The following is a 20,663-nucleotide window of genomic DNA, read 5'->3' as shown; positions in this document are numbered from 1 at the left end:
ATGATGCGTGCATGCGCATCACCCTTCCCACCGGCACGGTGGCCGAGACGGCCGGCACGTCGAGCGAACGCGGACTCGTCGTCGTTCCCGACATCATGGGCCTGCGTCCGCTCTTCGATGACCTCGTGGCCCGGCTGGCGGCCGAGTGGGACTGCACCGTCGTCGCTCCCGACCTGTATCCCGGCCACAGCGAGCTCGACCTGCAGGGACGCTTCGCCGCGGCCGCCGACCTGCGCGATGCCGACGTACTCGGCGACATGGTGGCCGCCGCCGAGGCGACAGGTGCCGCACGTGTGGGCGCCATCGGGTTCTGCATGGGCGGGATGTACGTCAACAAGGCGGTGTCGACCGGTCGCTTCGTTCGACTCGCGTCGTTCTACGGCATGATCCACGTGCCCGAGGGATGGCGGGGGGCCGGGCAGGACGAGCCGCTCGCCCACATCGCCCGGGGTGACGCATCGACGCTGCTCGCGGTGATCGGCACGGTCGACCCCTACACGTTGCCCGAGGAGGTCACCGCACTCGCAGCGACCGGGGTGACGATCGCCGCCTATGAAGGCGCCGATCACGGCTTCGTCCACGACCCCGGCCGGCCGGCCCATCGCGCCGACGACGCCGCCGACGCGTGGCGCCGGGTCGACGCCTGGCTCTGGGGTTAGCGGGAGCGGATCGACAGCTGTTCGCGGTTGGTGATCACGTAGCGACGATCACTCTGGTCGAGCCACCCGAGCTTCACGAACGAAGCGATCGCCTTGTTGACGCGTTCGCGGCTCGCGCCGACCATGCCGGCCAGCTCCTCCTGCGTGATCGGGAGCATGAACTCGTCGTTGTCGCCGGCCAGCTCGAGCAGGCGCTTCGCAGTGCGTCCGGTGACGTCGAGGAACACACTGTCGGCCAATGTCTCGTCCATCGACCGGAGCCGCTGGGCGAGGAGCTTGACGACGCTCCAGAGTTCGGCCGGCTCGCTCTCGTAGAGCGCCCGAACCGGGGCGTAGGGGATCTCGATGACACCCGAGGCCTCGAGCGCCCGTGCTTCGGCCGAGCGGCCCAGGCCGTCGAACAGCGGCATCTCGCCGAAGAGGTCACCGGCTTCCATCAAGGCGACGACCGACTCGCGGCCGTCGATCGACTTGTTGGCGATCGCGATGCGTCCCGACGTGACGAGGTAGATGTGGTCGGGGTCCTCGCCTTCGGTGAACAGCACGTCGCCGCGCCGGAGCGTGCGCTCGGAGGCGGCCTCGGCGATCGTCGTGAGGTGCTCCTCGCCGACATCGGCGAAGAGCAGCGTGGCGCGGAGAGTGCTGGTGTCAGGCATGGGAGAGCACCACACTAGACAGGTGACCTCACCCCGTGCATCCAAGTCGTTCCGATGAGTGGCCGAACGACGGGGTCGGTGTGGACGGTCGTGGTCGCCGCCGGGTCGGGCACCCGCTTCGGTGGGCCCAAGCAGTTCCTCGATCTCGACGGGGTTCGCGTCGTCGACCGGTCCATCGCGACGGCCGCTCGCCACAGTGACGGGATCGTCCTGGTCACGCCGTCCGAGCCGGTGCCGGATGTCGTCGCGGTGACCGGGCCCGCCGGCGTCGAGTTCCACTCGGTCTCGGGCGCCGACACGCGGGCGGGGTCGGTGCGTCGGGGATTGACAGCGGTTCCCACCGACGCCGCGGTGATCCTGGTCCACGACGCGGCCCGTCCGCTGGCGAGCGATGCCGTCTACGAGCGGGTGATCGCGGCCGTGCGCAGCGGGGCCGATGCGGTCGCCCCGGTGGTGCCGGTGACCGACACGTTGCGCCGCCGGGTCGGCGGTGTCGTCGATCGCGACGACGTGATCGCGGTGCAGACGCCCCAGGGATTCTCGGCCGACGCGCTGCGCCGGGCCCATGCGTCGGGCCAAGAAGCGACCGATGACGTGACCGTTGTGGAGAACCACGGTGGCACAGTGGTGGTCGTGGACGGCGACCGGCGCAACATCAAACTCACCACGCCGCTCGACATGGACATCGCGTCCGTCCTGTTGCGAGGTGACGACGAATGACCGAGCCGATCCCCTTCCGGGTCGGGCAGAGCTTCGACGTCCACGCCCGAAGCGACGACCCCGACCGGCTTCTCGTGCTCGGCGGCGTGGCATTCCCCGACGAACGCGGGTTGGCCGGCCACAGCGACGCCGATGTCGTCGCTCATGCCTGCATCGACGCACTGTTGGGTGCCGCCGGACTCGGCGACATCGGCCAGATGTTTCCCGACACCGACCCGGCCCTCTCGGGCGCCGACAGCATCGAGCTGCTCCGTCGAGCTGCGGCGGCGGTGCGCGAGGCAGGATGGCGGCCGGGCAACATCGACTGTTCGGTCGTCCTCGATCGACCGAAGATCGCCCCCGTGAAAGCACAGATGGAGTCGAACTTGACCGAAGCGGCAGGAGCGCCGGTGACCGTGACCGGCCGACGAAGCGAAGGAGTCGGCTCCTTGGGTCGCGGTGAGGGCATCGTGGCGTGGGCTGTGGCGCTGGTGGCGCGATGAGTCGCGGACCCAAACGCGGCCCGAAGGGTGGCCCACGCGGCCCGAAGCCCACCGGGCGGGGCAAGGGGCAACCCCGCGCGCCGCGGGGAGGGAGCGGGCCGAAGGGTGGTGGCCGCCGCGACGGTCAGCGCGGCACGACCCCGCTGCGTGAAGCCGACGGCGCCCAGGGCAAGAACGGTTCGCTCGGTGGTGACCAGATCGAGGGCCGGCACGCCGTTCGCGAACTCCTGCTCGCCGGCACGAGGCGCACCCGCGAGGTGGTCCTCGCCGGCGACCTCGACCCGGCCCCCATCCTCGACGAGATCATCGACCTGGCCGACGAAGCCAAGGTCACCATCACCGAGATCAGCCGCGCCAAGTTCGAGTCGATGACCCGGAGCGAGGGGAGCCAGGGCGTCATGGCGCTCGCCCAACCACTGCGACCGACGCCGCTCGACGATCTGCTGACCCCGGGGTTCGACGGCACCAAACCGTTCCTGTTGCTCCTCGACGGCATCACCGACCCGGGCAACCTCGGTGCGATCCTCCGCACCGCCGAGTGCGCCGGAGTGACGGGCATCGTCTTGCCCCGTCACCGGGCCGCCCACATCACACCCACGGTCGCCAAGGCGGCGGCCGGAGCGGTGGAGCACCTACCGATGGCGCTGGTCGCCGGCCTGCCCTCGGCGATGAAGACGTTGAAGGACGCGGGGGTCTGGACGGTCGGGCTCGATGCCGGCGGCGATCGGGCCATTCACGATCTTCCCGTGGCCGACGAGCCGGTGGCGCTCGTCCTCGGTGCCGAGGGACCCGGACTGTCGCGTCTCGTGCGCGAGCGCTGCGACACCATCGCGTCGATCCCTCTCCTCGGGGTGCTCGACTCGCTCAACGTGTCGGCCGCAGCGGCGGTCGCCTGCTTCGAGGTGGCTCGTCGACGGGCCACTCCGGCGCCGTGAGCGACGCCCGCGACCGTGGCCTGGAGCCCGAGACAGGGATCGAACCTGCGACCTGCTGTTTACAAGACAGCTGCTCTACCAACTGAGCTACTCGGGCGTGCAGGACAGGTTAGAGGGCGCCCGGCTCCACCGATGCCCAAGTATCTGCAAGGCTGTGCGGATGGAGCTCAACGAGGGCGAACGCGCAATGCTCGATTTCGAGCGATCGTGGTGGACCGAGCCCGGTCCGAAGGAAGCCGCGATCAACGAACAGCTCGAGATGTCGACGACGCGGTACTACGAACTGCTCAACGAGCTCATCGACCGACCCGAAGCCGAGGCCCACGATCCGCTCGTGGTCCGTCGGCTGCGGCGCATGCGTGATCGGCGCCGTCGATCACGGGCCGACCATGTGGGCGCGACCAGCGAGGAGCACAGCTGATGACTTCACCAGGGCGTTACGCCGCATCCGACGGATCGTTCGCGAAGTCGGCCGGTTCGGCCGCGGCACGCGGCGGCATCCTGATCGCGATCGCGGTCGTCATCGGATTCGCACTGCTCGCGTGGGGCTTCGACGGCGGGGATTCCGACGCTGCGGTCGGTGGACCCGGCACGACCGACTCGACCGACGGCAACGGCACGACCGACAGCACCGATCCGACCGACAGCACCGATCCGACCGACAGCACGGATCCGACCGACTCGACCGATCCGACCGACAGCACCGATCCGACCGACTCGACCGATCCGACCGACACGACACCTGCCGTTCTCGACGATCCGTCGACCATCAAGGTCGCGGTGCTCAACGGCACCGGTGAAGCCGGCTTGGCCGGGGCGCGAGGCGAGACACTCGGCGCGCTGGGCTACGTCTGGACGGCCGGCAATGCGGCCGGGACACCCCTCACCGACTCGAAGGTCTACTTCGTGACCGGGTTCGCCGATGAGGCGAAGGTCGTGGCCGAGGCGCTCTCGGGTCCGTCGACCGTGCTCGACATCGCTCCCGACGACCCCGCGACGCTCGAGAACGGTGTGGCGGCCGAGACCGCCGCCGCCGACATCATCGTCGTCCTCGGGACCGACAACGCGTTGAAGTGACACAGGACCCACTCGACTCGTTCGGGTGGGCACCGGATCGGGCAGGACTCTTCCTCGATTTCGACGGTGTCCTCGCCGACATCGCCCCGGAACCCGACGCCGCGGTGATCCGCGAGGGCGTCGACCGTCTGCTCGTCGACCTGTGGGGTGCCTTCGGTCGCGTCGCGGTGATCTCGGGTCGTCCGGTCGACTACCTCGACGCGATGGTGCCGATCGAGGTCGACATCGTCGGGCTCTACGGGCTCGAGTGGCGACGGGCGGGGGTGCGCCACACGTTGCCCGAAGCCGAGTCGTATCGAGTGACGGTGCAGGAGTTGATCGAGGACGCGATCGCCCGATTCGGGTCGGCCGTGGTGGAAGCCAAGGGACTCTCCCTGACGGTGCACTATCGCAACGACGAATCGTTGGCTGCGCCCATGCTGGCGTGGGTCGTCGAGCAGGCCGAACGAACCGGGATGGAGCAGCGGCCGGCCAAGCGATCGTTCGAGCTCCATCCGCCGATCACGCGCGACAAGGGAACCGCGCTGATCGAGCTGGCCGGGGATCTCGATCCGGTGGCGTACTTCGGCGACGATCTCGGCGACCTTCCGGCGTTCGACGGACTCGACGAGCTCGCACGACGCGGGGTCACCACGCTGCGGGTGGCGGTCGACTCGCTCGAAGCGCCGCCGACCCTGCGGCAGCGTGCCGACGTCGTCGTCGACGGTCCCACCGGCGCCGAAGCGCTGCTCCGCCGTCTCCTGTCGATCGCGGAGTCGGCCTCCGCCTAGTCGGATGCGGGTGCCGGTTCGCCGACGGCACCCAGCTGGTCGGCCAGCCAGTCGACCGGGCCTCTCGCCTCGGCCCGTCGGCGGAGTTCGTCGGCGAGGCCTCGACGGGTGGCGAGGTCCATGTCGAGGGCTTCGGCCAATGCCACCGCCTGATCCCCGACATCGAACGGGTTGACCGACCGTACGGCACCGTCGAGCACGTCGTGGACCCCTGCCTCGCGGCTGAGGATCACGGTGCCGTCGCGTTCATTGACCAGCGGGCCCTCCTCGGCGACGAGGTTCAGACCGTCGCGGATGGGGTTGACCATCAAGACGTCGTAGCGGCGCAGGTGGGCCACCGAGCGGGGGAAGTCGTCGACGAGATCGAGCTCGATCGGCTGCCACTCGTCGGTCGCCCATCGCCGGTTGACGACGTCGGCCAACGACTCGATCTCGGCTCGGTAGACCAGGTACTCGGGCAGCCCCTCACGGCTGGGGTAGCCCAGCGCCCGGAAGACGACGGTGCCCCGCAGGTCGGGTCGGTCCTGCAGCATCGTGTCGTAGGCACGGAAGCCACGCAGCAGGTTCTTCGAGAGCTCGATGCGGTCGACCCGGACGATGAGGCGGCGAGCGCCGAGTTCGGCATCGATCCGCTCCACCTCGGCCTGGCACCGCTCGGATCGGGCGACGCCCCGGATGTCGGACGCGTCGGGGGCCAGCGGGGAGACGAACGTGGTGGGGTCGAGACCGGCGATCTCCGCACAGCAGCGGCGGAAGTCGTCGGCCCAGCGAACCGAGTGGAAGCCGCAGGCATCGTGGCCGGCCATGCCCTCGAGCAGTTCGACGGCCAGCTCGTGGGGGAGCACGCGCAGAAGATGCGGAGGAGCGAACGGGGTGTGGGAGAAGTGGACCGAGCGCAGGTCGGGCCGCCGGGTCCGCAGCAGCGGGCCCAGGAGCGCCAGGTGGTAGTCCTGTACGAGTACCACGGCGCCGTCGGGGGCCTCGTCGGCGACGACATCGGCGAAGGCCCGGTTGTAGGTGCGATAGGCGTCCCATGCGGCCCGGAAGCCGGCGTCGATCACCGGGCGACGACTCAGGTCGTGGAGTCCGTGATGGAGGAACCACAGCATCGAGTTGCAGACGCCGTCATAGGCCCGAGCCAGCGTGTCGGGGTCGATGGCGAGTGTGCGAGCGCGGATTCCATCGGCCTCGATCACCCCCCGATCGGCCGCGGCGCGGTCGGCATCGGTCAGGGCCGCGGCGATCCAGACGGTGTCGGTGCCGGCGACGAGCGGCGCCAATCCGGACACGAGACCCCCTCCGCCTCGCGTGGCGACGAGCTCACCGCCGTCCTCGCGAAACGAGAGCGGACCGCGATTCGAAACCAGGACGACAGGAGGGGCCACGAGTCAACGGTACCGGCCCGAGGGGTCGGCGTCGGAGGTTGTGGGGCACCATTGGGTCATGCGTGTCGTTGTCTGTGCCGACAAGTTCCGGGGAACGGCGACAGCGCGCGAGGTGGGTGACGCGGTCGCGATCGCGGTCGCTGTCCGGGGTGGCGAGTGCATCGTGCAACCGATGGCCGACGGTGGCGAGGGAACCCTCGACGCGTTCGGCGGGCCGAATCGCGTCACCACGGTGACCGGGCCGCTCGGGCAGCCCGTCGAGGCGGAATGGGCACTTCGAGGCCAGGTGGCAGTGATCGAGATGGCCCGCGCGTCGGGTCTGGTGCTCGCCGGCGGGTGCGAGAGCAACGATCCGATGGAGGCCACCACGGCCGGGACGGGCGAGCTGATCGCGGCGGCGGCCGAGGCCGGCGCGCGCCGGATCATCGTCGGCCTCGGTGGATCGGCCACGACCGATGGCGGCCTCGGCGCCCTGCGGGCGATGGCGCCATTGGCGCGCTATCGGGGGGTGAGCCTGGAGGTCGCCTGTGATGTGCGTACCCGCTTCGTCGACGCGGCCGAGGTGTTCGGGCCGCAGAAGGGGGCCACCCCGGCCCAGGTTGCGCTGCTTCGGCGTCGACTCGAGCGGCTGGCCCAGGTGTACCTCGACGAGCACGGGGTCGACGTCGGTGCACTCGATCGCAGCGGCGCCGCCGGCGGCCTCGGCGGGGGTCTCGCCGCGGCGGGGGCGACGCTGGCCGACGGGTTCACCCTCATCGCCGAAGCGGTCGATCTCTACGACGCCGTCGAGCGTGCGGATCTCGTCGTGACCGGGGAAGGACGGCTCGACGCCAGCTCGTTCGACGGCAAGGTCGTCGGTGGCGTGGCGGCGCTGGCGGCCGCGGCCGGAGTGCCTGCCGTGGCGATCGTGGGGCAGGCGGATACCGGGGTGGTGTCGCCCATCCCGGTCATCGATCTGCGTTCGCGCTTCGGTGAGGCTCGGGCGATGACGGAGACGCTCGCGTGTCTGACCGAGGCGGCCGGAGACCTGCTCGACTCAGCGTGACCCCTTGGCGCCGACCACCCATGCGCCCACCGCCACGATGACGACCAGGACGAGCCCGAACTTGATCACGCCGAGCAGCGCGCCGATCACCCACTGGACCATGGTGATCACGCCGAAGATCGCCAGTGCGCCGATCGCGAGTCGAGCAGGCAGGGAAATGCCTTGTCGCTTCGGTGAGTTCTGCCCGCGGTCGATCTCCACGGCCGCCAGGGTAATTCACGCGTCGCTGGTGATCTCCGCGGTGCCGCTGCGAAGGGTGATGATGGCGTCGGCGATGTTGAGGAGTTGGTCACCGGTGTCGCCGTTGCGGGCGAACGCCTCGTCGAGGGCGACTCGGGCGTTGGCATGTTCCACGCCGCTCAGTTCGCCGACGAGTTCGGCGAGGCGGTCGTGGGCCTTGGCGCGGGAATCAAGGCTCATTGCGGGTCTCCTCAGGAGGATCGTTGCTGGGGGAGGGCGGGGTGGGGGCGTCCGGGGCGTCAGCTCGGTGCCGTACTGATCGCATCGGGAGATCCGGTGGCCGGCTGAAGTGCCGATTCGTGTTTCTCCGGTTGAGGAAGCGGCGTATATCCCGATAAAGTTGGTCGGGATTTACCGGTTTCCCCTTCCGTCCCGGAGCAACAGCCATGAGTGTCACCGTCCGAGTTCCCACCACCCTTCGCACCCTGACCGCCGGCGAAGCCGAGATCGCGGTCGACGGGGGTACGGTCGCCGAAGTGCTCGACAGTCTCGAAGGAGCCCATCCGGGCTTCAAGGAGCGGATCCTCGACGACGACGGCGCGCTGCGTCGCTTCGTCAACGTGTTCGTCAGTGACGACGACGTCCGCTTCCTCGACGGTCTCGGTACCCCGGTTCCGGCCGGGGAGACCCTGAGCATCGTTCCCGCGGTCGCCGGCGGCTGACGATCGACGCGGCCCTCAGTGGTCGTGGTTGCGAAAGCGCCCGCCTCCGGGTTGAATTAGCAGTCTCAGCACGAGAGTGCCAACGACACGCTTTCCGGAGGAATGATGGCCAAGACCATTCAGTTCGATGAAGAGGCCCGCCGCGGCCTCGAGGCGGGCATGAACAAGCTCGCCGACGCCGTGCGCGTCACGCTCGGCCCGAAGGGCCGCAACGTCGTACTCGAGAAGAAGTGGGGCGCCCCCACCATCACGAACGACGGTGTGTCGATCGCCAAGGAGATCGACCTCGAGGATCCCTTCGAGCGGATCGGCGCCGAGCTGGTCAAGGAAGTCGCCAAGAAGACCGACGACGTCGCCGGCGACGGCACCACGACGGCCACCGTGTTGGCATGGTCGATGGTCCGTGAAGGCCTCAAGAACGTCGCTGCGGGTGCCAACCCGATGTCGGTGAAGCGTGGCATCGAGCGGGCCGTCGAGATCGCCGTGGCAGCGATCCGCGAGAACTCCCAGGACGTCTCGGAGAACAAGGAACAGATCTCCAACGTCGCTGCCATCTCGTCGGCCGATCCCGAGATCGGTGCGACCATCGCCGAGGCGATCGACAAGGTCGGCAAGGACGGCGTCATCACCGTCGAAGAGGGCCAGACCTTCGGGCTCGACCTCGACTTCGTCGAGGGCATGCGCTTCGACAAGGGCTACATCTCGCCCTACAGCGTCACCGACGCCGAGCGCATGGAAGCCGTGCTGGAGAATCCCTACATCCTCCTCGTCGGTTCGAAGATCAGCGCCGTGCGCGATCTCGTACCGGTGCTCGAGAAGGTCATGCAGTCGAGTCGTCCGCTGCTGATCGTGGCCGAGGATGTCGAGGGCGAGGCCCTTGCGACGCTCGTGGTCAACAAGATCCGCGGCACGTTCGTTTCCGTGTCGGTCAAGGCCCCCGGTTTCGGTGAACGTCGCAAGGCCATGCTGCAGGACATCGCGATCCTCACCGGTGGCCAGGTCATCAGCGAAGAGGTCGGCCTGAAGCTCGACGCCGCCACGCTCGACATGCTCGGCGAGGCCCGCAAGGTCGTCGTCACCAAGGACGAGACGACCGTGATCGAGGGCGCCGGCGACAACGCCGACGTCCAGGGTCGGATCAACCAGATCAAGGCCGAGATCGACAACACCGACTCCGACTACGACCGCGAGAAGCTCCAGGAGCGTCTCGCCAAGCTGTCGGGCGGCGTTGCCGTGCTGAAGGTCGGCGCCGCCACCGAGGTGGAGCTCAAGGAGAAGAAGCACCGCATCGAAGATGCCGTGTCGACCACGAAGGCCGCGATCGAGGAAGGCGTGGTCGCCGGTGGCGGCACGACGCTGATCCGGGCGCAGGCCGCGGTCACCGCCGCACTCGGCAAGATCAAGGACCCCGACGAGCAGGTCGGCGCCAAGATCGTGGCGAAGGCGCTCGAGGGTCCGCTGACCCAGATCGCGATCAACGCCGGCATGGAGGGCGGTGTCGTCGTCGACAGGGTGCGCAACCTCGAAGGCAACATGGGCCTCAACGCCGCGACCGGTGAGTACATCGATCTCGTCGAGGCGGGCATCATCGATGCCGCCAAGGTGACCCGTTCGGCCCTGCAGAACGCCGCGTCGATCGCAGCCCTGTTCCTCACCACCGAGGCCGTCGTCGCCGACGCCCCCGAAGAGGGTGGCGGAATGGGCATGCCCGACATGGACTTCTGAGCAAGTCCCCCCAATCGCTTCTGAAGGCGAGTCGACCCGCAATTGTCGGGTCGGCTCGCCTTCAGAACGTTTTGGGGTGGGGTCGATGGCGGTCGGGGGAAGTGGGTAGCGTGCATCTTCGATGCGTACCGGTCCTGAACTGCACGCGGCCTGCGAGGCCCTCGCTCCGTTGTTGGGGACATGGCGCGGTCCCGGTGAGGGGCACTATCCGACGATCCCCGACTTCTCGTATCTGGAGGAGTTGACCTTCGGCCACGTGGGCAAGCCGTTCCTGTCGATGACGCAGCGGACCCGCGATCCGTTGAACGACGCGCCGCTCCACACCGAGGTCGGCTATCTCCGGCCGCAACCGCATGCGGCGCTGGAGCTCGTGCTCACCCAGCCGACGGGTGTGGTGGAGATCCATATCGGCTCGATCGCCGAGGTGGGCGGCACTGTGGTGGTCGACCTGCGGACCGAGCGGGTCGAGGGCACGCGGACGGCGAAGCCCATCAGCGAGGTCCGTCGCCGGATCGAGGTCGCCGGCGACCATCTGATCACCGAGATGTGGATGGCCGCGATGGGTCAGCCGCTGACGCATCATCTTCGAGCCGAGCTGACCCGTTCGTCGTAGCCTGTCGATCGTGAGCGTGCGATCGGGCAGTGAACGCCGGCTGGTTCGGCGATGGCCGGCCCCCCAACCGCCCGCGGATCCCCACGCGACGATGCTGGCGTCCGAGGAGCCGCTCGCGATCGAACTCGACGGCATCCGGGTCGCCACGACGATGCGGACGCCGGGCGACGACTTCGAGCTCGCCGTGGGGTTCTGCCACAACGAGGGGCTGCTCGGTGGTCATGTGGTGGTCGAGGTGGAGTACCGCACCGATGGATCGGCATCGGCGACGGCGCACAACGTCGTGGGGGTGTCCACCGGCGGAAGGGCCCCCGCGCCGACGCCCCGCCTGGGGACCACCACGTCGTCCTGCGGCTTCTGCGGTACCGACGACATCGACGATCTCGCGACCCGGCTGGAGCCGGTCAGCGGCGATGCACTCGAGTGGGGCGTCCTCGCGGCGGCCCCTGATCGGTTGCGCGCCGGCCAGGAGTTGTTCGAGGCAACCGGCGCGGTGCACGCGGCGGGGATCGTGGAAGTCGACGGGTCGCTGTCGCTGATTCGCGAAGACGTCGGCCGCCACAATGCTGTCGACAAGCTGGTCGGTCGTGCCGTGCTCGATGACCGGATGCCCCTCACGGGGAGGGGAGTGGTCGTCAGTGGAAGGGCGAGCTTCGAGCTGGTCCACAAGGCGTGGGCGGCGGGCGCCCGGGCCCTGGTGGCGGTGAGCGCCCCGACCGCGCTGGCGGTCGCGACGGCAGAGCGGGCCGGTCTCCAGCTGGCAGGGTTCGCCCGCGACGGTGCGTTGACCGTCTACGTCGACTGATTCAGTCCGCCGAGGGGCCGGGGATGTCGAGCCTGCGTTCCCACCACTGCAGACCCAGGCTGAGGATCAGCGTCATGGTCACGTACATGATCGCCAGGATGAAGTACGACTCGCGGATCCGGAAGCTCGAGCCGAGGTAGATCCGGGCCTCGTAGGTGATATCGCCGATCGCGAGCACCGAGACGAGCGAAGTGTCCTTCATCAACGCGATGAAGTCGTTGCCGAGGGCGGGGAGGGCGTTTCGGAGGGCCTGGGGAAGCACGACGTGTCGCTGGACCTGCAAGCGGCCGAGTCCGACGGCCCGCGCCGCTTCCACCTGGCCGGCGCCCACCGACTGGATGCCGGCGCGGAAGACCTCGGCGATGAAGGCGGCGTAGAAGAGGCTGAGGGCCGCAGCGCCTCGGTAGAGCATGTCGATGTCGCGGGTCCGGACGTTGATCAGGTCCGCGAGGTCGCGGGTGAGCACGAACGCCACGACGAACAGCCACACCAGCATCGGCATGCCGCGGACGAACTCGATGTAGACCTGCGCGATCGTGTTGACGATCCGGTTCCTCGACAATCGAGCCATCCCGATGGCCAACCCCAGCGGCACGGCGATGGCGAAGGAGACGACCGTCAGGTAGAGCGTGGTGCGAAGTCCGGGGACGATGTTCTCCCATGCCTCGCCGTAGCGGTCGGTCGTCAGGACCTGGATCGCCATCCACCCGATGATCAACAACATGACGAGGAGCCACCACTGGAACTCCCGACCCTTGACCTCTTCGGTGTTCGTCGTCGGTATGGATGCGGCTCGTCCGCTGATTCCCGTCATGTTCCCTCCAGGTCGCTCGGTCCCGAGAACGCACCGCCCGAGAACGGGCGGCCTCAAAACGCAGAGTGCGCCGGACGCTTCCGCCCGACGCACTCTGTCAGTTCATGTGAGCGTCTGCTCGATTCAGCCTTCGATGTCGTCGTAGGTGATCGAGAAGGCGTCGGTGAAGAACTTCTGGCCCAGCTCGTCGAGGAAGCCGCTGTCGCGCATCTGGTCGATGGCGTAGTCGACGGCGTCGATGAGGTCGCTGTCCTGCGGGAAGATGAACCCGAGCGGATCGGCCTGGAGTGCGTCGTCGATGAGCTCGACGGCATCGGCGTTCTCACCGACGTAGCCCTGGCCGGCGGCATCGTCGATGATCACGGCATCGACATCGCCGTTGATGAGCGCCTGGACGGCGAGACCGAACTGATCGAACGCGCTGATGCGGTCCTCGCCCACGAGGTCGGTGGCGAGCTCGTAGTTGGTCGTGCCGACCTGGGTGCCGATGAGTGCGTCGCTGTTGATGACGTCGTCGGCGCTGCTGTAGCGGTCGTCGCCGATCGCGACGATGAACTTCTGGTCGACGGTCATGTAGGCCTGCGAGAAGGCGACGATCTCCTTGCGTTCGTCGGTGATCGAGATGCCGTCGGCCGCCGTGTCGATGTCGCCCTGGGCAACCTGATCGATGACGTCGGGCCAGCCGGCCACCACGAACTCGGCCTCGCAGTTGAGAAGGCGGCAGATCTCGTTCCAGGCGTCGTAGTCCCAGCCCTCGCCCTCGGTTCCACCGATGGGCACATAGTTGAACGGAAGGTAGGCGTTCTCGACGCCGACCGTGACGGTCCGGCCGCCGAGGTCGTACTCGGCCGCCATGTCGTCGTCGGCCATGTCGTCGTCGGTGGAGCTGTCGTCGGCCATGTCGTCGTCGGTGGAGCTGTCGTCGGCCATGTCGTCGTCGGTGGAGCTGTCGTCGGCCATGTCGTCATCGGTGGAGCTGTCGTCGACCGGGGCCGGATCGTCCCCGGCGCTGGTGTCGTCGTCATCGTCGCCGCAGGCAGCTGCGATCAGTGCCACCGCGAACAGCAGGGCCAGAATCCGCCAGAGGCGGCTCGTGGACTTCTTCATAGTGTGATCTCCTCCAGGAGCGGACGGGACTGTTCCCCGCCTCGAAGTTGAAGCGAAAGGCTACCGGCGATCAGGCCACTGCGTACGTCGTGAGGCGTTCGTAGAGGGGCAGTGCGGTGTCGAGAACGGCCTGCTGGCGGGGCGGGAGGGAGCGCTCTGTCGCGGACGGTGGACCGAAGCACGTCGATCGATGGACGCCGGCGTACCAGTGCGGTGCCCACACGCCATCCTCGGGTTTGGGCCCGGCCGGCCACGACAGCATCGCCGGGTCGAACTCGAGTCCGACGTGTTGGCAGACCTTCGTGAGCACGCGCTCGGGGTCGCGCAGGAGGGTCTGCGACTCGACGACGACCGGTCGCCCACCCTCGGCCAGCACCGCGTCGAGCAGCTCGACGCACTCGAGGAGCCCGGTGTCGGACAGGTCGCACTCGGGGAGTTGGATCGACAGCGAAGCGAGCATCTCCCGTGGATGGCGAGTGAGGATGATGTTCTCGGTCTCGCGCAGATGCGAGCGGTCGACGCCCCGAAGATGGTGGGCCATCTGCTTCACGTAGAGCACCGGCGTGGGGCACGGGCCGAGGATGATCTCGCGGATCACCTCGTCGGGGTCGGTCGATTGGCTGGCCAGGACCTCGGCGACGCCAGGGTGCGAGCGGTCATCTCGGCTCAGATAGTGGGCGTAGAGCGGCTCGTCGACGACCGTCGTGTCGGCCCGCTGGCGCCATGAATACATGAGTGCGGTCGAGACGTTGCGAGGCCCCGACCAGCACTGGATGCGTTTCACGAAGTCCGTCTCGTCGTCATGGGCCGACGCTAGCTCCGGCGAACGGGCTCCCTAGACTCGACACCATGCTCGATCCGGTCACCACTTCCCAGGGCGTCGCTGTCGTCCATCTCTTCTGTGAGCGCACGCCCGACACCGACGATGCCGCGGTGATCGCCGCGGTGAAGGCGGCGCAGGCCGACGAGGTCCAGGTCGTCACCGTCGCCGTGCTCGGCCACAAGGCGTCGCTGTGCTTCATGGCGCTCCACGCCGATGGTTGGCGCCTCCGCGACCTCCAGACCGGTCTGGTCAAAGCCGGGCTGTTCGTGATCGACAGCTTCGTGTCGATCACCGAGTTGTCCGAGTACGCCCAGGGCCTGCCGGAAGAAATGGCGAACATGCGGCTCTATCCGGAGCTGCCGCCCGAGGGGAAGCACGCCTGGTGCTTCTACCCGATGACCAAGCGGCGCAACGTCGACCAGAACTGGTACACGCTTCCCTACGACGACCGCAAGGCGCTCATGATGGAGCACGGAACCTCCGGCCGAAAGTTCGCCGGTCGCATCGTGCAGCTGATCACCTCGTCGACGGGCCTCGACGACTGGGAGTGGGGCGTCACCCTGTTCGGTGTGCGGCTCGATGATCTGAAGGACACCGTCTACACGATGCGCTACGACACGGCGTCGGCGGTCTACGCCGAGTTCGGCCCCTTCTACACGGGGATGGTCGGGCCGGTCGACGAGATCATGGCCCGCACCGCCTGAAGCAATCGTGGTCGCGCGACCACTTCCCGTGGTGGTGTCGTGGTTGCTGCACCGCGTCCGCCGCCATCGGCCCCTACACTCTGCGATCAACGACAACGGCCACGCGGGGCCGCGTTCCCGCGCACGATCCCAATGGAGGGGTATCCAACAATGAAGCTTTCACGCAAGCTCCTGACTTTGCTTGCCGTGCTGCTCTCGTTCTCGCTCGTCGCTGCAGCCTGCGGTGACGACGAGGACGACAGCGCGGACTCGGGCGACAGCAGTGCCGACAGCGGCACGGACAGCGGCACCGACAGCGGCACCGACAGCGGCACGGACAGTGGCACCGACAGCGGAACTGACAGCGGCACCGACACCGGCGCAGGCCTGATCATCGGCACCGTTCTTCCCGAGACCGGCGGTCTCGCCTTCCTCGGCCCGCCCCAGACCGAGGCTGCGGCGCTCGCCGCGGCCGACCTCGCTGCGGCCGGGGCCAACGTCACCGTCATCAACGGCGACTCCGGCACCGATGGCGCAGTCGCTCAGGAAACCGTTGCCCGCCTGCTGGGCGAGGGTGCCAACGCGATCGTCGGTGCTGCGGCATCCGGCGTGTCGCAGGACATCATCCAGACCCTGTTCGACGCGAAGATCCCGCAGTGCTCGGGTTCCAACACGTCGCCGGCCTTCACCGGCCAGGAGAACGCGGCCTACTACTTCCGCACCGTCCCGCCCGACGAAGCCGTGTCGCCGATCATCGCCGACGTCGTCTCCGCCGACGGCCGGACCAACGTGGCCCTCGTGGCTCGCGCTGACGACTACGGCAACGCGCTTGCCGGCCTCGTCGCCGGCGAGCTCGACGGTCTCGGCGTCGCCAACACCATCGTCACCTACGATCCCGAGAACGTGGCGTCCGATGCGGTCGTCGGCCAGGTTGCCGACGCCGGCGCCGACGCCGTCGTGATCATCGGTTTCGATGAGACCTTCCCGATCATCAAGGCTGCGCTCGAAGCCGGTGTTCCGGCCGACGCCATGTACGGCGCCGACGGCATCTTCTTCAACACGCTCAACGCCGCGATCGACGAGGCCAACCCCAACGTCATCGACGGGCTCACCCTCATCGGTGCCTCCGGTGGCCAGGAGTTCAACTCGCGTCTCACCGAGCTCACCGACGGCAACCTCATCTACGGCGGTCAGGTCTACGACTGCGTGATCACCCTGGCGCTGGCCTACGCCCAGGCAGGCACCACCGACGGTGACGCCCTGATCGCCGCTGCGATCGAGGTGACCAACGACGATGGTGGCGACACCAACTGCACGACCTATGCCGATTGCGTTGCTGCGATCGAAGCCGGCGAAGGCATCGACTACGACGGTGTGGCTGGTCCGATCAACCTCGACGCCGGTGGCGACCCGACCTTCGGTCGCTACGCCATCGCGCAGTTCCAGGACGGCGTGCTCGTTCCCGTCGATTCCCAGGACATCGACCTGAACTTCTGATCGATCCGTTCGGCTTCGGCTGAACGAATCCCCCAGAACACGATTAGGGGGCCCGGTGGTTCGCCACCGGGCCCCTTCGCGTGGGGGTGGAGGTGGCCGTCGGTCGACGTCTCAGTCGCGCACGGCCAGCGAGCCGAGATAGAGCTCGATGACCTTCTCGTCGTGCATGAGCTCCTGACCGGTGCCGGTGTGGGCGTTGCGCCCCTGATCGAGCACGTACGCCCGGTTGCAGATCTCGAGGCAGCGCCGGGCGTTCTGCTCGACCATGACCACGGACACGCCGGCCTTGTTGATCACCGTCACCTGCTTGAACACCTGCGACTGGAACGCAGGGGAGAGACCGGCCGACGGCTCGTCGAGAAGAATCACCGAGGGGTCCATCATCAGGGCTCGACCCATCGCCACCATCTGCCGCTCGCCACCGGAGAGCGACCCGGCTCGCTGGCCGGCCCGGTCGGCCAGCAGAGGGAAGAGATCGACCACGGCGGCGAATCGGGAGTCGAAGAGCTTCGGTTGCTGGAAGCAACCCATCTCGAGGTTCTCGCGCACGGTCAGACGAGGGAACACATTGTCGCTCTGCGGTACGTAGCCGATGCCGAGCCCCACGAGTTCGTCGGCTCGCCTGCCCCGGATCGACTGGCCCCGCATCGTCAGGTCGCCGTCGCGAATGTCGACGAGCCCGAACATCGCCTTGAGGAGCGTCGACTTGCCGGCGCCGTTGGGGCCGATGATGCCGACGATCTCGCCCTCTTCGAGGGTGAGCGACGCACCATTGAGGATGTTGACGCCGGGGACGTAGCCGGCCACCAGGTCGACCGCATCGATCAGAGCCATCAGGATTCCTCCGTGGGGTCGCCCAGGTAGGCATCGATGACGCGATCGTTGGAGACGATGCTGGCGGGGGTGCCCTCGGCGATCACCGAACCCTGCGCGAGCACGACGACCCAGTCGCTGATCTCCATCACCACGTCCATGTCGTGTTCGACGAACACGACGGTGGTGCCGTGATCGCGCAGATCGGTGATGTGACTCAGCAGCGACTGCACCAGGGCAGGGTTCACGCCGGCCATCGGTTCGTCGAGCATGAGCAGGGTCGGGTCGGTCATCATCGCTCGGGCCATCTCGAGGAGGCGTCGCTGACCTCCGGAGAGGGTGCCCGCGTACTCGTCGCGCATGTGGGTCAGGTTGAACCGTTGGAGCAACTCCTCGGCTCGTTCACGGACACGTTCCTCGGTGGGGCGCCACAGGCGTGGGATGAGCGTTCGGGAGACGCGTTCACCCGGGTGGTCGACGGCGCCGAGCATCATGTTCTCCAGAACCGACAGCCGGGTGAGCGCCTTCGTCAGCTGGAACGTGCGGACCATGCCGTGCTTGGCGACGCGATACGGCGCAACCCCGGCCAGCGGAATCCCGTCGAAGGACCAGGAGCCTTCGTCGGCGGAATCGAATCCGGTGAGCAGGTTGAAGAAGGTGGTCTTGCCGGCTCCGTTGGGCCCGATCAGCGCGGTGATCGCATTGCGGGGGATCTCGAGGTGGGCGACATCGACGGCGGTGAGGCCACCGAAGCGCCGGGTCACGCCGTCGATGACGAGCAGCGGGTCGGGCTTGGCGACTCCGGGTTCGGGGGCGACTGCGGCGAGCTGGTCAGCGGGCATCGAGCACCACCTCCTCGCGGTTGCCGAGCAATCCTTGCGGTCGATACACCATGAGCGCCACCAGCATCAGACCCATGCAGGTGATGGAGATCAAACCCTCGCGACCAGCGAGGAAGTCGCTGAGGAAGTCGGGCGGCCAGGAGCGTTCGGAGACGTCGCGCACGAGGCTCTCGATCCCGATCCGCATGAACCAGAAGAGCATCGAGCCGACAACCGGGCCGAGTCGGCTGGCAGCGCCACCGAGGATCAGGGCTGCGTAGGCAAAGAAGGTGGTCTCGGCCCGGAATCCTTCGGGCACGGCCCCGCCGGTCTGGAGCACGTCGATGACACCGCCGAACGCGCCGATCATCCCTCCGATGATGAGCGCCTGCATCTTGTAGCTCACCACGTTCTTCCCGAGGCTGCGAGCGGCGTCCTCATCCTCTCGGATCGAGCGCAACACGCGGCCCCACGGGCTGCTCGTCATACGGGCGACCACGATGGTGATGACGACCACCGACACCCAGGCGACGGTCAGCAGCCACAGGTCGGGGTTCGAGAAGTTGAAGTTGCGCCAGCGGATCTCCCACGTCTCCGGATACGGGTTAAGGTCGCGGAAGGCACCCGCCACGCCCTGGAGGCCGAACGGGCCGCCGGTGAAGTCGGTGGAGGCCGGGGAGCGGATGAGGAACCGGATGATCTCGGCCGCGGCGATCGTCGTGATGGCGAAGTAGTCGGATCGGAGCCGCAGGGTCGGTATGCCGAGGAGGAGCGCGAACCCGGCCGCGGCGAGCAGTCCGACGGGGATGCCGAGCCACAGGCTCCAGCCCCACGTGACCACGGCGATGGAGGTGCCGTAGGCGCCGACCATCATGAAACCCACCTGGCCGAAGTTGTTGAGGCCGGTGTAGCCGTAGTGGATGTTGAGCCCCATGGCAAGGAAGGCGAAGATGGCGGCGTTGGGGCCCACTGCAGCACGCAAGCCGTCGAGCAGGATCGTGAAGACGTCCATCAGCCCACCCGCTCCTTGCTGCCGAGAATGCCCTGGGGACGCAGCAGCAGCACGATGATCAGTGCCAGCAGAGCCCACACGAACTTGAGGTCGGGTCGGACCCACACCGTACTCACCTCGGTGATGAGCCCGATCATGACGCCCCCGGCCATGGCGCCGTAGGCCGTCCCGAGCCCGCCGAGCACCACTGCGGCGAAGATCAGGAGTAGGAAGCGGAAGCCCATGTCGAACTCGACCACTTCGGACAAGCCGAAGAGCACGCCGCCGAGCGCCGCGAGGCCGCTGCCGGCGATCCACACGCTGAGGATCACGCGATCGACCGCGATGCCCGACGACGCGGCGAGATCGGCGTTGTCGGACACGGCCCTCATCGCCTTGCCCATCCGGGTCAGCTGGAGGACGGTCGCCACGCCGATCAGTGCGAAGAGACTGACACCCATGATCGATGCGTCGCGCGGGGTCAGGTCGAGCGGGCCGATCTCCCACGGCTTCTGGATCTGGTACTCGCGATAGCTCTCGTTGCCTTCGCCGATCCAGATCTGGATGAGCTGGCGGCCGACGAGTGAGCAGCCGATGGTCACGACGACGAACTGGAACGCGCCGAGCGAGCGCTTCCTCAACGGACGCATCAACCCGAGTTCGACGACTCCGCCGAGCGCGGCGCCCCCGATCACGGCGATGACGGTTGCGAGGATCAACGTCGCCTCGATCGTCTGCGTGTTGAGCCACCAGGCCAGGGCTGCACCGAAGGTGACGAGCTCGCCGTGGGCGAAGTTGATGAGCCCCGTCGTGCCGAAGATCAGCGACAGTCCGATCGAACTCATCGCGATGATCAGGCCGAACTTCATGCCGTTGACCAGCGACTGTGCCAACTGCTCCCCGGTCGAGGAGCCGCCGGCGAGGCCCGGGCCCAGCAGGAAGCTGACGATTCGCTGTTGTCCCGGTTGGGAGATCCTCGGGGTGGCGACCGCGTTGCCGTCGGGACTCAACGCGACGTCGTTCGGCAAGGTCGAGAGGTCGAGTTCGACCTCGTAGACGGCGCCCCGTTCGGGCAGTTCGACCCGCCAGCTCCCGTCCGGGGCCGTGACCACGGTGACGCGGAACTCGCCGTCGATCTCACGGACCTCGATCGTCGCGCCCTCGACGGGTTGGTCGTCGTCGACGAGCACGCCGCTGAGCGTCGGGACGGCAGGTTCGTCCTGCGCGGCCGCGAGACCAGGGGAGGCGAGAAGTACCCCGACGAGCAGCGAGAGAGCAACCAGAGTGCGCGACATGCGGCGCGGATGATAGCGCCCGCCGCCCGTCGGTTCGACGCCGAC

The 20,663-nt window shown here is 67.9% G+C and carries 25 protein-coding genes and 1 tRNA gene; 14 read left to right on the top strand and 12 right to left on the bottom strand.

Annotated elements, in window-relative coordinates; translation table 11 throughout:
- Positions 1 to 11: 11 nt before the first annotated feature.
- Positions 12 to 659: a dienelactone hydrolase family protein gene (locus tag R2707_15335; GenBank protein MEZ5246473.1), complete on the top strand. Its 648-nt coding sequence runs from the start codon at positions 12 to 14 to the stop codon at positions 657 to 659.
- Here the strand turns inward: R2707_15335 and R2707_15330 are convergent.
- Positions 656 to 1,315, bottom strand: coding sequence for a Crp/Fnr family transcriptional regulator (locus tag R2707_15330; GenBank protein ID MEZ5246472.1), 660 nt, complete (start codon positions 1,313 to 1,315; stop codon positions 656 to 658). The two genes, R2707_15335 and R2707_15330, sit on opposite strands and share 4 nt — an antisense overlap.
- Before the next feature lie 54 nt (positions 1,316 to 1,369).
- Here R2707_15330 and R2707_15325 point away from each other — a divergent pair, with 54 nt between their 5' ends.
- From R2707_15325 to rlmB, 3 genes are read left to right on the top strand one after another with little or no spacing between them, the layout of a single operon-like run.
- On the top strand, positions 1,370 to 2,035 hold the full coding sequence (locus R2707_15325; protein ID MEZ5246471.1) for an IspD/TarI family cytidylyltransferase: 666 nt from the start codon (positions 1,370 to 1,372) through the stop codon (positions 2,033 to 2,035).
- Positions 2,032 to 2,517 carry a 2-C-methyl-D-erythritol 2,4-cyclodiphosphate synthase gene (gene ispF, locus R2707_15320; GenBank protein MEZ5246470.1) on the top strand — a complete coding sequence of 162 codons (486 nt, stop codon included), beginning with the start codon at positions 2,032 to 2,034 and terminating at the stop codon, positions 2,515 to 2,517. Before R2707_15325 ends, ispF begins: the two co-directional genes overlap by 4 nt.
- Positions 2,514 to 3,452 (top strand): 23S rRNA (guanosine(2251)-2'-O)-methyltransferase RlmB, encoded by a 939-nt coding sequence (gene rlmB / locus R2707_15315; GenBank protein ID MEZ5246469.1) that lies wholly within the window; start codon positions 2,514 to 2,516, stop codon positions 3,450 to 3,452. Before ispF ends, rlmB begins: the two co-directional genes overlap by 4 nt.
- Before the next feature lie 21 nt (positions 3,453 to 3,473).
- Here rlmB and R2707_15310 read toward each other — a convergent pair.
- Positions 3,474 to 3,549: transfer RNA gene (locus R2707_15310), tRNA-Thr, on the bottom strand.
- A 63-nt stretch (positions 3,550 to 3,612) separates the two neighbouring features.
- On the opposite strand from R2707_15310, the gene R2707_15305 reads away from it, so the two are divergent.
- Genes R2707_15305 through otsB form a run of 3 tightly spaced genes read left to right on the top strand, consistent with a single transcriptional unit; the run spans position 3,613 to position 5,299 of the window.
- Entirely contained in the window at positions 3,613 to 3,873 is a 261-nt protein-coding gene (locus R2707_15305) for a DUF3263 domain-containing protein (protein ID MEZ5246468.1), read from the top strand.
- Positions 3,873 to 4,529, top strand: a complete 657-nt coding sequence (locus tag R2707_15300) for a LytR C-terminal domain-containing protein (GenBank protein MEZ5246467.1) — start codon at positions 3,873 to 3,875, stop codon at positions 4,527 to 4,529. Before R2707_15305 ends, R2707_15300 begins: the two co-directional genes overlap by 1 nt.
- Positions 4,526 to 5,299 (top strand): trehalose-phosphatase, encoded by a 774-nt coding sequence (gene otsB, locus R2707_15295; protein MEZ5246466.1) that lies wholly within the window; start codon positions 4,526 to 4,528, stop codon positions 5,297 to 5,299. Before R2707_15300 ends, otsB begins: the two co-directional genes overlap by 4 nt.
- Here otsB and R2707_15290 read toward each other — a convergent pair.
- The gene (locus R2707_15290; GenBank protein MEZ5246465.1) at positions 5,296 to 6,684 is read right to left on the bottom strand and encodes a trehalose-6-phosphate synthase; all 1,389 of its coding nucleotides are present in this window, start codon (positions 6,682 to 6,684) and stop codon (positions 5,296 to 5,298) included. The two genes, otsB and R2707_15290, sit on opposite strands and share 4 nt — an antisense overlap.
- 58 nt (positions 6,685 to 6,742) lie before the next feature.
- On the opposite strand from R2707_15290, the gene R2707_15285 reads away from it, so the two are divergent.
- A complete protein-coding gene (locus R2707_15285; protein ID MEZ5246464.1) occupies positions 6,743 to 7,729 on the top strand; it encodes a glycerate kinase in 987 nt (328 codons plus the stop codon).
- Here the strand turns inward: R2707_15285 and R2707_15280 are convergent.
- A complete protein-coding gene (locus R2707_15280; GenBank protein MEZ5246463.1) occupies positions 7,721 to 7,930 on the bottom strand; it encodes a hypothetical protein in 210 nt (69 codons plus the stop codon). The genes R2707_15285 and R2707_15280 overlap by 9 nt on opposite strands.
- A gap of 15 nt (positions 7,931 to 7,945) precedes the next feature.
- Entirely contained in the window at positions 7,946 to 8,149 is a 204-nt protein-coding gene (locus R2707_15275) for a hypothetical protein (GenBank protein MEZ5246462.1), read from the bottom strand.
- Between the two features lie 206 nt (positions 8,150 to 8,355).
- Between R2707_15275 and R2707_15270 the strand changes: the two genes are divergently transcribed.
- The 4 genes from R2707_15270 (at position 8,356) to R2707_15255 (ending at position 11,774) form a co-directional block, all read left to right on the top strand.
- On the top strand, positions 8,356 to 8,631 hold the full coding sequence (locus R2707_15270) for a ubiquitin-like small modifier protein 1 (protein ID MEZ5246461.1): 276 nt from the start codon (positions 8,356 to 8,358) through the stop codon (positions 8,629 to 8,631).
- Between the two features lie 105 nt (positions 8,632 to 8,736).
- Entirely contained in the window at positions 8,737 to 10,356 is a 1,620-nt protein-coding gene (gene groL / locus R2707_15265; GenBank protein MEZ5246460.1) for a chaperonin GroEL, read from the top strand.
- A 121-nt stretch (positions 10,357 to 10,477) separates the two neighbouring features.
- Complete coding sequence (locus tag R2707_15260) at positions 10,478 to 10,969, top strand: FABP family protein (GenBank protein MEZ5246459.1); 492 nt, start codon at positions 10,478 to 10,480, stop codon at positions 10,967 to 10,969.
- Positions 10,970 to 10,979: 10 nt separating this feature from the next.
- A complete protein-coding gene (locus R2707_15255) occupies positions 10,980 to 11,774 on the top strand; it encodes a formate dehydrogenase accessory sulfurtransferase FdhD (GenBank protein MEZ5246458.1) in 795 nt (264 codons plus the stop codon).
- 1 nt (position 11,775) lies between these two features.
- Here the strand turns inward: R2707_15255 and R2707_15250 are convergent, their stop codons facing one another.
- The 3 genes from R2707_15250 to R2707_15240 all read right to left on the bottom strand — a co-directional run bounded on the left by R2707_15250 (position 11,776) and on the right by R2707_15240 (position 14,479).
- Positions 11,776 to 12,588 (bottom strand): amino acid ABC transporter permease, encoded by an 813-nt coding sequence (locus R2707_15250; GenBank protein ID MEZ5246457.1) that lies wholly within the window; start codon positions 12,586 to 12,588, stop codon positions 11,776 to 11,778.
- 123 nt (positions 12,589 to 12,711) lie between these two features.
- Positions 12,712 to 13,695, bottom strand: coding sequence for an ABC transporter substrate-binding protein (locus tag R2707_15245; GenBank protein ID MEZ5246456.1), 984 nt, complete (start codon positions 13,693 to 13,695; stop codon positions 12,712 to 12,714).
- A 70-nt stretch (positions 13,696 to 13,765) separates the two neighbouring features.
- Positions 13,766 to 14,479 (bottom strand): hypothetical protein, encoded by a 714-nt coding sequence (locus R2707_15240; protein MEZ5246455.1) that lies wholly within the window; start codon positions 14,477 to 14,479, stop codon positions 13,766 to 13,768.
- Positions 14,480 to 14,544: 65 nt separating this feature from the next.
- Here R2707_15240 and R2707_15235 point away from each other — a divergent pair, with 65 nt between their 5' ends.
- Together R2707_15235 and R2707_15230 are read left to right on the top strand one after the other, a co-directional pair.
- Positions 14,545 to 15,222, top strand: a complete 678-nt coding sequence (locus R2707_15235; protein ID MEZ5246454.1) for a chlorite dismutase family protein — start codon at positions 14,545 to 14,547, stop codon at positions 15,220 to 15,222.
- Positions 15,223 to 15,372: 150 nt separating this feature from the next.
- Positions 15,373 to 16,698, top strand: coding sequence for an ABC transporter substrate-binding protein (locus tag R2707_15230; protein ID MEZ5246453.1), 1,326 nt, complete (start codon positions 15,373 to 15,375; stop codon positions 16,696 to 16,698).
- 111 nt (positions 16,699 to 16,809) lie between these two features.
- On the opposite strand, the gene R2707_15225 is transcribed toward R2707_15230, so the two are convergent.
- From R2707_15225 to R2707_15210, 4 genes are read right to left on the bottom strand one after another with little or no spacing between them, the layout of a single operon-like run.
- Positions 16,810 to 17,532, bottom strand: coding sequence for an ABC transporter ATP-binding protein (locus tag R2707_15225; protein ID MEZ5246452.1), 723 nt, complete (start codon positions 17,530 to 17,532; stop codon positions 16,810 to 16,812).
- Entirely contained in the window at positions 17,532 to 18,353 is an 822-nt protein-coding gene (locus R2707_15220; protein MEZ5246451.1) for an ABC transporter ATP-binding protein, read from the bottom strand. Before R2707_15220 ends, R2707_15225 begins: the two co-directional genes overlap by 1 nt.
- Positions 18,343 to 19,344, bottom strand: coding sequence for a branched-chain amino acid ABC transporter permease (locus R2707_15215; protein ID MEZ5246450.1), 1,002 nt, complete (start codon positions 19,342 to 19,344; stop codon positions 18,343 to 18,345). The genes R2707_15220 and R2707_15215 overlap by 11 nt, the downstream gene beginning before the upstream one ends.
- Entirely contained in the window at positions 19,344 to 20,618 is a 1,275-nt protein-coding gene (locus R2707_15210; GenBank protein MEZ5246449.1) for a branched-chain amino acid ABC transporter permease, read from the bottom strand. The genes R2707_15215 and R2707_15210 overlap by 1 nt, the downstream gene beginning before the upstream one ends.
- Positions 20,619 to 20,663 lie beyond the last annotated feature (45 nt).

It is taken from the genome of Acidimicrobiales bacterium (genome assembly GCA_041394245.1).
In the GTDB taxonomy this organism is placed as follows: Bacteria; Actinomycetota; Acidimicrobiia; order Acidimicrobiales; family Aldehydirespiratoraceae; genus JAJRXC01.
Note: the sequence above shows the minus strand (reverse complement) of the source record. Positions and strands in the feature narration are given on the sequence as shown.